Source organism: Brunnivagina elsteri CCALA 953 (assembly GCF_002289455.1).
In the GTDB taxonomy this organism is placed as follows: domain Bacteria; phylum Cyanobacteriota; class Cyanobacteriia; order Cyanobacteriales; family Nostocaceae; genus Brunnivagina; species Brunnivagina elsteri.
Window position 1 is genome coordinate 1 of record NZ_NTFS01000120.1, and the last position, 15928, is coordinate 15928.

Annotated in this window: 10 protein-coding genes; 3 read left to right on the forward strand and 7 right to left on the reverse strand. The window is 41.1% G+C overall.

The window, feature by feature from the left end; all coding sequences use genetic code 11:
- Positions 1–259: 259 nt before the first annotated feature.
- A complete protein-coding gene (locus CK510_RS12620) occupies positions 260–2410 on the reverse strand; it encodes a polyribonucleotide nucleotidyltransferase (protein ID WP_095722041.1) in 2151 nt (716 codons plus the stop codon).
- A 262-nt stretch (positions 2411–2672) separates the two neighbouring features.
- Complete coding sequence (locus CK510_RS12625; protein WP_095722042.1) at positions 2673–3221, reverse strand: GNAT family N-acetyltransferase; 549 nt, start codon at positions 3219–3221, stop codon at positions 2673–2675.
- 348 nt (positions 3222–3569) lie between these two features.
- Here CK510_RS12625 and CK510_RS12630 point away from each other — a divergent pair, with 348 nt between their 5' ends.
- The 3 genes from CK510_RS12630 (at position 3570) to CK510_RS12640 (ending at position 8275) form a co-directional block, all read left to right on the forward strand.
- On the forward strand, positions 3570–6866 hold the full coding sequence (locus CK510_RS12630) for a sll1366 family intein-prone helicase (protein WP_095722043.1): 3297 nt from the start codon (positions 3570–3572) through the stop codon (positions 6864–6866).
- A gap of 187 nt (positions 6867–7053) precedes the next feature.
- Positions 7054–7905, forward strand: coding sequence for an SWIM zinc finger family protein (locus CK510_RS12635; protein ID WP_095722044.1), 852 nt, complete (start codon positions 7054–7056; stop codon positions 7903–7905).
- Between the two features lie 70 nt (positions 7906–7975).
- Positions 7976–8275, forward strand: coding sequence for a CU044_2847 family protein (locus CK510_RS12640; RefSeq protein WP_095722045.1), 300 nt, complete (start codon positions 7976–7978; stop codon positions 8273–8275).
- A gap of 67 nt (positions 8276–8342) precedes the next feature.
- Here CK510_RS12640 and CK510_RS12645 read toward each other — a convergent pair whose 3' ends face one another.
- The 5 genes from CK510_RS12645 to CK510_RS12665 form a co-directional block, all read right to left on the reverse strand.
- Positions 8343–9539, reverse strand: a complete 1197-nt coding sequence (locus tag CK510_RS12645; protein ID WP_095722046.1) for an FtsW/RodA/SpoVE family cell cycle protein — start codon at positions 9537–9539, stop codon at positions 8343–8345.
- A 260-nt stretch (positions 9540–9799) separates the two neighbouring features.
- Positions 9800–10003: a phycobilisome linker polypeptide gene (locus tag CK510_RS12650; protein WP_095722047.1), complete on the reverse strand. Its 204-nt coding sequence runs from the start codon at positions 10001–10003 to the stop codon at positions 9800–9802.
- 289 nt (positions 10004–10292) lie between these two features.
- Positions 10293–10778, reverse strand: a complete 486-nt coding sequence (apcB, locus tag CK510_RS12655; protein WP_095722048.1) for an allophycocyanin subunit beta — start codon at positions 10776–10778, stop codon at positions 10293–10295.
- Between the two features lie 92 nt (positions 10779–10870).
- Complete coding sequence (gene apcA / locus CK510_RS12660) at positions 10871–11356, reverse strand: allophycocyanin subunit alpha (RefSeq protein WP_095722049.1); 486 nt, start codon at positions 11354–11356, stop codon at positions 10871–10873.
- A 428-nt stretch (positions 11357–11784) separates the two neighbouring features.
- Positions 11785–15093 carry a phycobilisome rod-core linker polypeptide gene (locus CK510_RS12665; protein WP_095722050.1) on the reverse strand — a complete coding sequence of 1103 codons (3309 nt, stop codon included), beginning with the start codon at positions 15091–15093 and terminating at the stop codon, positions 11785–11787.
- Between the last annotated feature and the right edge of the window lie 835 nt (positions 15094–15928).

Consider the following 15928-nt stretch of genomic DNA (forward strand, 5'->3'; position numbering starts at 1 on the left):
TTGCAAATATTCTCCGCGTAACTTTGCGCTTTACTCTGCGCTTTACTCTGCGAACCTCCGCGTTTAAAAGCCAAACTCAAAGCCGTTTTTAGTATAACGGAGACTGAACTCAAAAAAGATATCGCGGATTTTAGATTATTGATTTCTCGACTTTTTGATTCCGCAATCTAAAATCTAAAATCCGTCTTGAAAAGTTTGACGGTACGGAAACCGAACCCGTCAACTTTTCGCAAAATCTAAAATCGAGCGACTTACTTACTTACTTATTTGCTGCCTCTCTTGCTGCTGTTGCTTGATCGGGATGAATACCCAAGCGAGTCAAATTTATTCGACCTTTTTGATCGATTTCACGCACTTTGATAACCACTTCGTCACCAACCGCAACCTCATCTTCAACTTTACCAACTCGGTAGTCAGCAAGCTGGGAAATGTGAACCATGCCTTCTTTACCTGGCAAAAATTCGACAAAAGCGCCAATTGGTATAATTCGAGTCACCCGACCCGCATAAACATCGCCTTCATTGAGTTTGCGTGTCATCCCTTGAATGATTGCCCGCGCTCTTTTAGCTTTGTTTTCATCGACCGCAGAAATCGTCACCGTACCATCATCTTCAATGTCGATTTTAGCACCAGTTTCTTCGGTAATACCCTTAATTGTCTTACCACCGGGACCAATTACCAGACCAATCATGTCTGAGTCAATCTTGATGGTTAACAGTCTTGGTGCGTAGGGAGACATTTCGCTGCGAGGTTCGGAAATGCAAGCGAGCATTTTTTCGAGAATGTGCAACCTTGCCGATTTTGCCTCATTGACGGCTTGGGCAATCACTTCCAGCGATAAGCCGGAAATTTTCATGTCCATTTGCAATGCTGTAATTCCCGTATCTGTTCCCGCAACTTTGAAGTCCATATCACCCAAAAAGTCTTCAATACCTTGGATGTCAGTAAGAATGCGTACTTCATCGCCTTCTTTGATTAGACCCATCGCTGCACCGCTAACTGGCTTCTTAATCGGTACACCTGCGTCCATTAGGGATAGGGTGGAGCCACACACCGAACCCATCGAAGTTGAACCGTTAGAAGAAAGAACTTCAGAAACTACCCGGATAGCGTAGGGAAACTCATGCTTAGTTGGTAGCACAGGTAACATTGCCCGTTCAGCTAAAGCTCCGTGACCAATTTCCCGACGACCTGGAGGACGTAGGGGTTTAGTTTCCCCAACCGAGTAGGGTGGGAAGTTGTAGTGGTGCATGTAACGTTTGTACTGGTCTGGCTGCAAATCATCGGTGAGGGTTTGCGTGTCGCCAGGAGTACCCAGGGTACATGCGGATAGGACTTGGGTGAGTCCTCGGTTAAATAACCCCGTACCGTGAACACGTTTGGGGATAATACCGACTTGGCAGGAGACTGGACGAACTTCATCAAGTTTACGTCCATCCACACGGACGTTATCTTCGACGATTTGGCGACGCATTAGCTGTTTGGTAATCTCCTTGAAGGTATTACCTAGTGCTTTGCTATCAGCAAGTGCCGCAGAGCGAATACCGTCGTCTTCCGCAAGTTCCGCGATCGCACTCACAACGACCGCTTTGACTTCATCCAAAGCCGCATCCCGTTGGATTTTGGTCAACTCAAACTGCGCCAAGATTTTCTTGATGTCGGCAGTCGCGCGATCGCGGATAAAGTTTGCCAGGGTTTGATCGGCTTCGGGAGGTTCTTCGCGAACGATTTTCAAGCCCAATTCAGCCATTAACTCTTGCTGTGCGCGAATTAAATCCTGTACAGCTTCGTAACCGAATTCGATTGCCTCGATAATGTCACGTTCGGGTAACTGATTTGCACCAGCCTCCACCATGATTACACCGTCAGGTGAACCAGCCACAACCAAATCTAAATCTCCGGCATTAATCTCTGCGTAAGTAGGGTTAATGACAAAATCATCTCCTACCAAGCCGACGCGCACGGCTGCCATTGGACCGTTAAATGGAATTCCTGCCAATAGTGTAGCAATTGATGCACCTGTTACCGCGAGGACATCGGGTGGTACGAGTTCGTCAATTGATAGGGTTGTAGCGACAACTTGTAAATCATCCCGCAACCACGATGGAAACAAGGGACGCAAAGGGCGATCGATGAGACGACTAGTAAGAATTGTTCTTTCTGGGGGGCGACCTTCTCGTCGCATTATACCTCCGGGAATTCTACCCGCAGCATAAAGTCTTTCTTCGTAATCTACAGTCAAAGGTAGAAAATCGATGCCGTCTCTGGCTCGCGATCGCGTCGCTGTCACTAACACTGACGTATCCCCAGATTGTAACAAAACAGACCCGCCAGCCTGGGGAGCTAACAAGCCGATCTTCAGTCCAATATCCCGTCCATCGAAGGATATTGACTTTTCAAATTCTCCCATTCAGTTTCTTTTCCTTCTATGTTCGCTATTCTCGCCTGTGGCAATCCTAACATTTATGTACTATTAGTGTCGGTCGTAAAGGTTAAGAGTTATGAGATATTTTATATACTAGTTAGAGTTACAACATACCGAAGCTAAGGCACAATTGCTTAAAAAGCTGATTATGAGCCATTTTTGCGATACATTTTTGAGATATTTATCCTAGTTTTTACCCATCTACGTGGTACATACTTTAACTAACAAATTTTTTTTTCTCCCTTTCTCATTGCTCCAAATTGCGGTACATTATCACTGCATCGACAAAGCTACCATCATTAAATTCTACTGCTGAGGGAATTTGTCCAATTACCTCAAATCCGAATGACTCCCACAAACGCAAGGAAGCTATATTTGTTTTGAAGACTAAGTTGAACATTACCGCTTTGTATCCAAGTTCTAACGCAATTTCTAGCATGGCTTCTCCCATCAACCTACCCAGACCCAAACCCCGCATTTCCCGTTGTACAATAAAGCCAGCGTTGCAAATATGGCTGCATCGACCAGGAAAGTTTGGTTTCAAAAAAAATGCTCCGAGTATTTTGTTTGCTGGGGATGAAGCAAATGCTTGCTTAAGTCTGACTACACAGGCAACTTGGCTCATCCAATAAGCTGTAAATTCTGACTGGGTAAGAGCTTGCTTCTGTGGATAAGTGTTTCCTTCGAGAATCACCAAATTAAGTAATGTTCTCACTGTTTCTTGTTCTTCTGAATGCATGTAATCTAGTTCTAAGTGCATTCCATTTTTCAAGATTTTATCAACAGGTAAGTGCATAATTGAAGAATGTTGTTGACGATAGATTTTACAGATTGAAATCTTGCTGATTTTCGAGATTATTTAAAATTATTATTTTTGGATTATTTGAGACTATTTGAAATTATAAATTATGATAACAAAATATATAAAATATATTATTTAGGTTGAGTTTTGCTATCACTACACCAACCGAAAAAACTAATAGCAATCCTAAATCATTTATGAGAATTAAATATCTCTTTCTTTCTTCCTTCTTCCTTCTTCCTTCTTCCCTTGGCGTTTTGGCGTACTTGGCGGTTTATAATCTTATCCATATTTCCACAATTCTCTCAAAAGTATTTTCCTAACAATAACTAATATTTGCACATGTCAATTCTACACGGTAGCTGGTTAATTAAAGGTCAAGAAAGTTGTCTATTTATTTGGGGAGAAACTTGGCGTTCTCTCGAAGATAATTATATTAATATAAGCTCCATTAACGAAAATTCTGGATTGTCTCAACAAGACGAAATACCTTTAAACCCATTCGCAATGACATCAGTAGAATTATGGGAATGGATACAAACTTTACCAATTGCACTCCCTAAGTCTCTCCAACAATCTGTAACCCCTGAATCTAAAACATCATCAAGTCGTCGAACAACAAAAACAGCAAAAAGCACCCAACCGAATTTACCTGTAATATCACAAATAATTTCCCTACCCAGCCATGTAATAGTTAGTAACAATGGCGAAAACATCAGAATATCACCAATCCATTCAGGAGTAATTATTGAAGACGAAAAGATAAATCAACTACCTCAATACCTCCAACCTTGGCAAGTAGAAGGATTTTGTTTAAAGACTAACGAAGCAATTAAATTACTTTCTTCTTTACCTCTAAATACAGCAAGTAGTAGAAGTGAATTTATAGGTGCAGATTTACGATTTTGGATGCAAATTTATCGTTGGAGTCTAGATTTAATTGCTCGGTGTAAATATTTACCTAGCATTCGGTTAGCGAATCAACCAGCTAATCAAACCCAATTAAACAATAATTTTACAGCTTCTTGGCAAGCACTATTAGATAGTGGGATTGATACCACTAGAATAGAAAAATTTTCTCAGTTAATGCCTTTAGCATGTCGAACTTACCAAGAAGATTCTTCCACAGATATCCAATCCCCAATAAATGTAGATTTACCAACAGAACCCCAAGCATTAATCATTGACTTTCTTAACAGTACAATTGATTATCAAACACGAGGAATGATTAATCCTCCCGCAGCAGCAGAAGCACGTTTAATCGCAGCATTACCAACAGCAGTTCGTCAGTGGTTACAAGGATTAACAACAGCAGCAAATTCCATTAATGCCAATCCTCCCGAAGTAGAACGTTTACAAGCTGCATTAAAAGCTTGGATGATGCCATTAGAATATCAAATGGCAGGGAAAACCCTGTTTCGTATTTGTTTTGAATTAAAATCACCTGAAGAGGGACAAAATCAGTGGACTTTAACTTATTTGCTCCAAGCATCAGATGACGTAGAATTTTTAGTTGATGCTGCTACGATTTGGGAGCAAACTGTCGAACGTTTTGTTGTTCACAATCGGACAATTGACCAACCTCAGGAAACATTTTTGCGCGGTTTGGGAATAGCTTCAAGATTATATTCTCCCATTGCTGAGAGTTTAGAAACCCAATCTCCAACATTTTGTCATTTAAATCCCATCCAAGCTTACGAATTCATTAAATCGGTAGCTTGGCGTTTAGAAGATAGCGGTTTAGGTGTAATTTTACCACCAAGTTTAGCGAATCGTGAAGGTTGGGCAAACCGCTTAGGATTAAAAATTACAGCCCAAGATTTACAGCAAAAAGGACGTTTGAGTTTGCAAAGTTTGTTAAATTTCCAATGGCAATTAGCGATTGGAGGGCAAACTATTTCCAAAGCCGAATTTGATCGCTTAGTAGCATTAAATAGCCCCTTAGTAGAGATTAACGGGGAATGGGTTGAATTGCGATCGCACGATATTAAAACAGCGCAAAACTTCTTTGCTTCTCGAAAAGAGCAAATGTCCCTTTCATTAGAGGATGCATTGCGTTTAAGTTCGGGGGATACCCAATCGATCGAAAAGCTACCTGTGGTGAGTTTTGAAGCTTCAGGAGCTTTACAGGAACTAGTAAATGCATTGAGTAATAATAGTGCGATCGCGGCTTTACCAACTCCCAAAGATTTTAAGGGAGAGTTACGTCCATATCAAGAGCGTGGTGTTGCTTGGTTAGCATTCCTCGAACGCTGGGGTTTAGGTGCTTGTCTCGCAGACGACATGGGATTAGGTAAAACAATCCAGTTCATTGCCTTTTTGCTACATCTCAAGGAACAGAATTCGATTGAGAATCCCACATTATTAGTTTGTCCAACTTCAGTATTAGGAAACTGGGAAAGGGAAGTTAAGAAATTTGCTCCAACTTTAAAAGTTTTACAATATCACGGTGATAAAAGACCTAAAGGAAAGGCATTTGAAAGTGCAATTAAAAAGCATGATTTATTAATTACAAGTTATTCCCTAGTTCATCGCGATATTAAGGAATTTCAAAGTGTAAGTTGGCAAAATATCGTCTTAGATGAAGCTCAGAATGTCAAGAATGCCGACGCAAAACAATCACAAGCAGTCAGGCAATTAGAAGCTAATTTCCGCATTGCTTTGACGGGTACACCAGTAGAAAATCGCTTGCAAGAACTTTGGTCAATTCTTGATTTTCTCAATCCTGGATATTTAGGAAATAAGCAATTTTTTCAAAGACGTTTTGCAATGCCAATTGAAAAATATGGTGATACATCCTCACTTTCACAATTGCGGGCTTTAGTACAACCATTTATTTTACGACGCTTAAAATCAGACCGTGATATCATTCAAGACTTACCAGAAAAGCAGGAAATGACCGTATTTTGTGGTTTGACTCCCGAACAAGCAAAACTCTATCAACAAGTTGTCGAAAACTCCTTAGCGGAAATTGATAAAGCAGATGGTTTACAGCGTCGAGGAATGATTTTAGGATTATTAATTAAACTCAAACAAGTTTGCAATCATCCCGCACAATACCTCAAACAAGATTCTTTGGAACAGCACAATTCAGCCAAGTTACAACGGTTAGAAGAAATGCTCGATGTCGCATTAGCGGAAGGAGATAGAGCATTAATTTTTACACAATTTGCCGAATGGGGAAAATTACTCAAACCCCATTTAGAAAAACAATTAGGTCGAGAGATATTCTTTTTATATGGAAGTACTAGTAAAAAGCAAAGAGAGGAAATGATTGATAGATTTCAACATGACCCCCAAGGACCACCAATCATGATTTTATCATTAAAAGCGGGGGGTGTAGGCTTAAATTTAACGCGAGCAAATCACGTTTTTCACTTTGATAGATGGTGGAATCCCGCAGTCGAGAATCAAGCGACAGACAGAGTATTTCGGATTGGACAAACCCGTAATGTTCAAGTTCACAAATTTGTTTGTACAGGTACATTAGAAGAGAAAATTCATGATATGATTGAAAGTAAAAAACAACTTGCCGAACAAGTAGTTGGTACTGGTGAAGATTGGTTAACAGAACTTGATACAAACCAATTAAGAAATTTGCTTTTATTAGATAGAAGTGCAGTAATTGAAGAAGAATAGATATGACCTGGTGCTTCTTAATTGATAAATTTAAAAAACTACAATCTAGAATATAAGAGAGACGTGATATTACCCTGCGGGAAGCGCTTCGCTCTACACGTCTCTACATGTTCAAATTTCATAATTCAAAATCCATAATTAAAAATCTAAAATTCAAAATCCAAAATCTAAAATCCAAAATAAATATATGTCTAATGATACATTACAAGCAAGTCGTGAATGGTGGTCACAAAGATGGTTAGAATTACTCGATTCTTATCGCTTTAAAAAACGCTTAGAACGGGCAAGAAATTATTCTCGTCAAGGCAACGTATTAAGCATAGAATTTCAAGGTGAAAAAGTATTTGCAAAAGTCCAAGGTAGCGAATCCGAACCCTACAAAGTATCACTTTCCCTAGACCATTTTAGCGATGAACAATGGAATTATGTAGTCGAAGTAATGTCCCAAAAAGCAATTTTTGCAGCCAAACTTCTAGCAGGAGAAATGCCGCAAAATATCGAAGAAGTATTTACCTCCAGTGGTTTATCACTATTTCCATTCACCTTATCAGATGTTAGCAGTAAATGCACTTGCCCCGATAAAGCAAACCCTTGTAAACATATTGCCGCAGTATACTATCAATTAGGAGACAGATTCAGCGAAGACCCTTTTGTATTATTCCAGTTACGAGGACGTACTAAAGAAGAAATTATTCGCGACTTACGCAATCTCCGTCGTGAGCATAGTAACAATAATATTAATATCCCCGATACAGAAATAACTGAAAATCAAGAACCAATACCTGTCAAACAATACCCAGTAAACCTTGAATCCTACTGGAAATATGACGAACCACTCGAATCATCATTAGTAGTCATTGCACCATCCAGCAGCGACAACATTTTGAATGTATTAGGTTCAATTCCTTTAGCAAAAGAAGAAGAGAATACGACTAATTTTTCTGCTGCTGATATCGTCACCAGATATCTAGATAGTCTTTATAAAGATGTCAGTCAAAAAGCTATTATTACAGCCATGAACGTCACTGAAAATAATTAATTGATAAATACGTTCTATTTGCGACATCTACTTAAGTGCTATAAAAGCATAGTGATTGAGCAAAACCAAGATGGAATTTCAAAGCAAAGTGATTTCAGTCGAACTAGCAGATGGTACAGTTGTCAAAATTGAAGCATCTTCCATAAGCGATCGCAAAGTTGGATTACAAACCCGACCTTTTAGCGAAGCCACTTCTGTGATAAAATCACCAGTCAAAGAAATTGCCGAAACCGTACAAACGATTAAACCCGATAAAGCCAGAGTTCGCTTTGGGATCGAAATTGGGGTAGATGCAGGTAAATTGACAGCTATCCTCGCGAAAGGAACCAGTACAGCCAATCTGGAAATAACCTTGGAATGGGATAGTTAGGATAGTTAAATTAATTAGTAATGCGATCGCAATATATTTAACTTAATTTAACTTAATTTAATTTAACTTAACGTGCAGTTGTAGTGCGTCTACGTCTTTTTCCCCTTGGTAATTGCGTATTAATGGGGACTACTTCCGCTTCATTACTTTCCCTTGCCACACGAATCAATATCCCCGCAGCAAGTAAACTCGAAATCATCGAATTACCACCGTAACTAAATAAAGGTAAAGGCAAACCCGTTGTTGGTAAAGCACCAGTAGTCACAGCAATATGCAACAACGATTGTCCCACCATCACCACTGTAATCCCGATCGCAATCAATCGATAAGTTTGGTTTGTAGCTTTTATTGCCACAATTAACCCCAAAGTGGCATATATCGCTAACACTGTCAGCAATACCATACAGCCAATAAATCCAAATTCCTCAGCAAAGACAGAAAAAATAAAGTCGGTATCTTGAATAGGTAAATACAACAGTTTTTGTTGCGATTGTCCAAAACCAGCACCCATTTTTCCCCCAGAACCAACAGCAAGCAAACTTTGGACTAACTGATAACCATTGCCAGTCGCATCTGCCCAGGGATTCAAAAAAGACATTACCCGTTTGCGCTGATATTCGCGAAAACCGATACTCATCCCCGCTAACATAACACCACCAACCGCAGTTCCAGCTAAGTATTTAGAAGGCAATCCCGCACCAAGGGCAATTAACCAAATAGTCATACCGCAAAGCGCAGCAGTACTCAGGTTCGGTTGGGCAAGAATTCCCAATACTACCATTCCAAATACAGCCAACCAAGCAAACCTAATTCGCCAAGTTAACTTATCCCATTGTCCGAATAATCTGGCACTTTGAATCACCAAAAATGGTTTAATTAATTCTGATGGTTGAATTGGAATAGGTCCAAGTAAACGACGTGCTGCACCCAAGTCACTTTTTCCAAGTCCAGGAATTAGGGTGACAAAAATTAACAGCAAAAAGAAAAAGATGAACCAATGAGATATCCCCGATATCCTCTTAATTGGCGTATTTACAACTATATTAAATCCAAATAAACCGACGACTACCCACATCAGTTGTCGTCCAAAGTAATATAAACCGTCTTTGTAACGGGCATCAGCAACCGGATAGGATGCGGAAAATAACACAATAAGACCAATAAATAGCCACAGCATGGTCATCCAGCGCAGCAGACGAGCTTCTAAAGCCCAACTGTTAACGGAATCATCAAGGAATGGTATCAAGCGACGGATTACTTTCACGGGAATATGGGTGAATTAGATAGTCAAATATAAAGAAAGAAGAATATTTTGCAGTAGAAATCAAAAATTGCGTTAGCGTAGCTTACCATAGGTATCGTATTTTTTTGATGTATCGCACGCAGCCCATACTACACCCAAACTTCCCTATCCGCAAATATCACATTACCTGTCAAAGTCACATTAACTACCAAAATACAAAAAAGAGGTCAAACTCGACCCCTTCCGCAACTTCCTATGTATCTTCTAAAGTTTAATTATATTTAGAGAAGACCTGTATTCATACCTTGCTTACCAGTAGCAAGTTCAACTTTAACAATTTTTCCACCCATTTTTTGAATCCGTTGCTGCTCTTTAAACCAGTTTTCATAAGGAACTAGCTTAGTAAAGAAAGTATTTTGTAACTCGCGTTGAGTACGAATCCGAGTTTGGCTAGGGACACAAGCAGTAATTTTAAATACACGCATTATACTTAAATCTCCTTTCTTCGAGGGGGTAACTTTTTTATTTGAATTTATTTCAAGAAATTTTTGAGTGCTTTAGCTATTCACTCCAAGACTGGAAATCAAGCATAAATACTAGACGATTAACACTCATCTCAAATAAAGTCGATTCTGAATTCTTTGATATTAATGCTTTTTTACTAGCACCTAGAACTCAGCACTCTAAACGATAAGCAATCAACTTCCTAGCACTCACAATTGATTTCCAGTCCCTTTTAAAACACACCTACATAACGCGGTGCATTTTCAATTCCTAGCTTAAGCCAGAACTGATGTAGTCGAAGTATACGCCCATTTCTTTACCAGCGTCAGGACCAACCAAGCTAGCGGTTACTTCTTTCATCGCTTGGATAGCTTGAACGGTAGCACCAACAGGTACACCCAAAGAGTTATAGGTTTCTTTTAAACCATTGAGTACGCGCTCATCTAAGATGGAAGGGTCCCCTGCCAACATAGCGTAGGTAGCGTAACGGAGGTAGTAGTCTAAGTCGCGGATGCAAGCTGCATAGCGACGGGTGGTGTACATGTTACCACCGGGACGGGTGATATCTGAGTACAACAAAGACTTAGCAACAGCTTCTTTAACAATTGCAGCTGCGTTAGCGCTGATTGAGGTAGCTGCACGAACGCGAAGTTCGCCAGTTGCAAAGTAGCCTTTGAGCTTTTCCATTGCAGAATTATCAAGGTACTTACCTTGAACATCTGAAGAGTTGATTACTGCGGTAATTGCGTCTTGCATTTTGTTATTTCCTTATTTCCAACCGTATTGCAATAATTCGGTATCACAGATAACAGATAAAAGCGGTATCACAGTTTGGGACAACCCAAAAACTATGACATAGCACCGATTACGTAGTCGAAGTAAGAGCCAGCTTCGGAAGCATCATCACCTGACATCATGCCAGTAGCAATGCCTTTCATCGCCGAAACGCCACCTGCAACTGCGTCGATGGGGGTTCCCAAGGAGCGGTACATTTCACGTACACCAACGATACCGATTTCTTCGATTGGGGTTACGTCACCAGATACGATTCCGTAGGTGATCAGACGTAGGTAATAATCCATGTCCCGCAGGCAGGTAGCGGTCATTTCTTGACCATATGCGTTTCCACCAGGAGAAACTACATCAGGGCGCTTTTGGAACAATTGGTCCCCAGCTTGCTTTACGATCCGCTCGCGGTTATCGGTCAATACTTGAGCGATACGAAGGCGCTTTTCTCCATTGGTGACGAAGGATTTGATTCCATCCAATTCACCAGGGCTAAGATAGCGTGCTTCTGCATCAGCATTCACGATGGACTTCGTGACGATACTCATTAATGGATTCCTCCAAATACTAATAAAACCAGGGTTTTATAAACTGGTGCGACTATGACAACGGTAAATTTAAGTATTGAATACCTTTCTCGGTTTTATAGTCTCTACGACTACTTCACCTTGATAGGTTACAAGCCTACTTGCTTATTTACGTTCTTCCGTAAATATTACAACTACACGAGCCTCAAAACTCAACTACCCCTTGTGGAAATATTTTCGGGCATTTTGTTGAGTATTTATGACTGTTGTTCACACTTTGTAACATTCATTTCAGTTTTGCTTTGCGATCGCATCAAAAAAAACTAAAAACCATGTCACGAAAAATTACCAGCAGCAATCAAGGTGGCTGTTGGTAGAAATTAGTTATTTATTGTCCAAGAACAAAGGACTAGGGATAAATTATTTTACTCCCTAATCCCTAGTGCTACTTAATCAGCTTTATTAACCCTACCCAGGTAATTACCTGCGGGTAACGAGGGAATGCGCTGGTAAGGAACAACATCCTCACCGAAGAATTGTGCGTATTCCTGGCTGTTAATTAATGCATCCACAGCAGCACCTAAACCCGAACTGGTCAAAATCTCGTGGTATTCGTGGATTTCGACTTGGGTAGCTGGCTTACGTCCCAAGAGATGGCGGAAGATGAATTCAACCACCTTATTTTGGGGGAACGAGTTACAGAAGCGTTGCTGATAGGCAGACGAACTAGCTAATGTACGGACAAATTCCCGGACAGAAATTTCCCCACCTTCCAGCTTAGTTTCCAACTCCCAACATCGGAACTCTGGAGGTATATCACCGCTACGAATATCCATCACTTGCCCGTAGATAGCGTTAACTAGCGATCGCAATTCAGCTTTGTCTCCGTTTGCAGCAAACCGATAAATACGCACACCTTGACGACGTGCTGTAACTACCTCTGATGCTGGGGTAATGGTACGACCTAAACCACTGTAAGCGGGTTCCCGTGCCGCCATATCTGCGATCGCTTTTCCAGTCATTGGTAGCTTGGAACCATCCATCTTCGGCTTAATCGTATCGAAGCTAGGCACGACAATATCGTCGTTCTGCTTTGTCAACTGGTTGTACAACCGATTGGTATTCGGGAAGTTAGCAGCAGGTAATGTTGGGAAACGACGATAGGGAACCGTATCTTCACCAAACACATCTTGGTACTCAACGGTATTCAACATAGAACTGATGAACGCTTTTATACCCTGAGTTGCCAAAATCTGATTGTACTTACGGATTTCCGCTTGGTCTAATGGCGCACGTCCCATGAAGTGCTTTGTTCCCAACTCAATTACCTTGGTATTGGGATACGGTGTGTAGAATTCCTTCAGGTACAGGCTGGAACAACCTAAACTTTCGATAAATTCCTTAATCGTAATTTCACCGTTACTCAAACGGCTTTCTAATACCTTGAATTCACGAGACGAAGCTACGTATGGAGCAATATCGCGCTCGAAAATCTGACGGTAAGCTGCACTAATAGTGGTTTGTATTGCTACTTTGTCGCCATTACCAGAGACAAACTTGAAGATTTTCGTTTGTTCCCGTTGCTTCGATACACCTTGATTCGCACGGAATTGGATATCGGGTTGCGATCGCACTTCGGTTGGTGTACCCAACTGCACAAACATTGGAGTTGTTTCTTTCTCAATACTAGGTGTAATGTCTTCGCGGATGCTACCAACACGCAAATTACGCTGTGCTTGTCCTGCCGCAGTTACATAACGCTCGTAAGGAATGGTATCTTCCCCAAATGTCTGTGCATACTCTTCAGTATCGAGAATCGCGTCGATTAGGGCATAGAAACCTTTCTTCGCACAAATATCGAAGTACTTATTCGTTTCCTGACGACCATAGGTAGGACGACCAAGCAAACGACGGTGGATATATTCAACGGATTTCATGACGTACAGATTTGTCCAGTACATCTTACGGAACACATCCGACTTCGCCAAACGACGAATAAATTCCTTAATGCTAATTTCGCCGTTCTCTAGCTTAATTTCCGCAACTTTCTGACGCTGACCATCGTAAAGTTCCCGTCCGAAAACTTGCAAGTAAGCAACTTTAATTATGGATTGGGTCGAACTTTCCGAGAACTTAACATTAGTTCCAGCCTTCGACTTCTTGCCACGGGTTCCTGGTAACTGGTCAAGTTTGAATACCTTGGGACCAAGTGTACCAGGGGCAACACCACGGGCACGGGGATTACTAACTTGATTATTAATCCCCGGACCACGGGTAATCAACAAGCGGCGGGTATCTTTACCAAAGAACGCTGGACTGGTACTGGGGTTGCGGGTTTCTTTCGGAAAAATCGCCCCAAATTGAATTTCCAACGGGTCATTCCCAGAACCGTACACATGTTGGTCGGGTAATGGCTGGTTGTAAGCTGCAAATGTGGTGATAAACTGGGGAATCTTGCGGAAAGGTGCGCTGTAATTAAACAGGTCTTGCTGTGGTCCCCAGTTACGACATTCCTGGGCTTCTTGACCTAAACCCCGAAGGTAAGGTACTGTTTCCTCCCCAAAGTAATCTGAATATTCCTGGGAATCTACCAATGCATCAACTAGTCCAGATAAACCTTTGCTGGAAACAATCGAGAAGTATTTTTGGACTTCTTCGCGAGAACTTGGACCTCTACCAAGGATATGCCGGAAAGCTAGTTCCAACGCACGGCTATTTATGTAGGAGTCGAAGAAATTCTTGCGATACAGTGGGGATTTACACAAGCGACGCACAAACTCTTTCATGGAGATGTCGCCATTTTTAACTTGTGATTCCAAGTTAGACACCGACAAGCCATAGGCACGGGTAATATCGCGCTCAAATACTTGACGGTACGCAGCCTTAATAATGTCGTTCTTTTCTACAGCCGACAATCCAGGCTTCATCGCGTATTTCGGACGACGCTCTGCCGCATTAAAGTAAATTTGGGGCAGTTGCAAACCTTGCAAGTCGGACGATTGACGCTGACGCACTTTTGTCGATGGTGTGGGTGCTTTGAATTCAGTAATCAAAACATCCATGTATTGGGCAACGATCGCATTCGCTTCTGCATCTTGACGGAAATATGACAACGACGCAGCTCTAATTTCTTGGAGAGCGACAATGGTTGCTTCAGTTGAGCAAGCATTCTCAATTATTTCCCGCAAGCCGCGTACATTTACCGTCAGAATGTTGGGGTCGCCAGCGACGATCGCATAAGTCGCATAACGTAAAAACCAAGACAAGTCCCGCAGGCTTTTCGCCATGTTGCCAGGACCATATCTGGCTATGTTAATTGGTCTAAAACCAACAGGAGCAGGACCACTAGGAGTTGAGTTGAAAATAGAACGTAAATTTTCTAGGAAGCCACCACGGGTTTCTACGTAGGTAACTGTTCCTAATTCCATGCTACGGCGTACATCCATTACTGGTGCCGCTTCAGCCCCCACTATTGCCATCTCTGGTTTTGCTGATGGCTTTTCTAAGAAAGCCATCGGTGAACCACCAACAAAAATCCGGTTAGCTGCACGTGAAACAATAATCTCAGAATTGTCTGTGAGTATCTGAGCTATATCCAAACGCTTCGCGCCGGATGCAAAATAGTTTGCTAATTCGTTGAGTTCGCCACCTCCCAAGAAGCGGTCTTGTTGCTCTGCTTGGGAAATTTTTGATACAGCCAGAGTTTGATACAGTTGCGGACGCGCAACCGAGCTTCCACCACTCGCCTTAACACTCATCGGATTTCTAAAACTCCTATTATATTTTTATGTGTTAAGCCTGGGTTAGTTTGCAACTTGACTTTTTGGTAAATATGTGGATTACCTCTGCCGTCTGCAAAGCTACCAGAAAAAAAATTAACCCAGTCAGCTTTTAGATTAGAACGTTTTGCGTTTCTACTGGGGGTTTATTAAGAAATGTATCGAACCTAACAATTTATATGTGCTAGGTCGAAGTGGTACTTACTCCGCTTTGGTTGAAAAAATCTCCAAATTTTGCATCTATTCAGCTACAGAAATGTCGGTGATAGGTTTTGCCAATGGGAAAAGTACCTGTTTTCAATTTAACTACAATAAATTACCCATATTCAATAAGTTTTTGGGAAGTTTTTGCAGAAAATGGGTTTTGTTAAGTTTGATGAATAAGGATACTGCTAAATCCATGTTCTGGCGAATTGTGCTGGAGCGTTTATCGTTATGGATAGAATAGAAATTAAATATACTGAAAACGGTTAATGATTAGACTTTTTATCTGCCAAAAACTCTTGTTTTAAGCCTCTCCCCTTGATAAGCAGGGCTGATTCATCCCCTAAAAGGCTATAAAAATCAAGGGTTATAGCAATTTAAAACTAGTTATTTTGTTACCAGCGTGCCCATAAAATGAACAAAATCACGGATATTTAAGTGTTTAAAAGTTCATTTCGTCATCATCCTTACTTAGGATTTTATCGCTAACCATCTTGACAAATCCTGTTTAAAAGGGAACGAAACAGCCCTGCCCTTGATAAGGATGTTGTTGGCGAATTAATGATGGGTCGAACCCCATTTTCCTCGTTCCTTGCCTCTGGCAAGGAAT

What these genes read in the sequence shown, in the direction of transcription:
- CK510_RS12620 (WP_095722041.1), bottom strand. Translation starts at nt 2,410, where the DNA reads ATGGGAGAATTTGAAAAGTCAATATCCTTCGATGGACGGGATATTGGA.
- CK510_RS12625 (WP_095722042.1), bottom strand. Translation starts at nt 3,221, where the DNA reads ATGCACTTACCTGTTGATAAAATCTTGAAAAATGGAATGCACTTAGAA.
- CK510_RS12630 (WP_095722043.1), top strand. Translation starts at nt 3,570, where the DNA reads ATGTCAATTCTACACGGTAGCTGGTTAATTAAAGGTCAAGAAAGTTGT.
- CK510_RS12635 (WP_095722044.1), top strand. Translation starts at nt 7,054, where the DNA reads ATGTCTAATGATACATTACAAGCAAGTCGTGAATGGTGGTCACAAAGA.
- CK510_RS12640 (WP_095722045.1), top strand. Translation starts at nt 7,976, where the DNA reads ATGGAATTTCAAAGCAAAGTGATTTCAGTCGAACTAGCAGATGGTACA.
- CK510_RS12650 (WP_095722047.1), bottom strand. Translation starts at nt 10,003, where the DNA reads ATGCGTGTATTTAAAATTACTGCTTGTGTCCCTAGCCAAACTCGGATT.
- apcB (WP_095722048.1), bottom strand. Translation starts at nt 10,778, where the DNA reads ATGCAAGACGCAATTACCGCAGTAATCAACTCTTCAGATGTTCAAGGT.
- apcA (WP_095722049.1), bottom strand. Translation starts at nt 11,356, where the DNA reads ATGAGTATCGTCACGAAGTCCATCGTGAATGCTGATGCAGAAGCACGC.
- CK510_RS12665 (WP_095722050.1), bottom strand. Translation starts at nt 15,093, where the DNA reads ATGAGTGTTAAGGCGAGTGGTGGAAGCTCGGTTGCGCGTCCGCAACTG.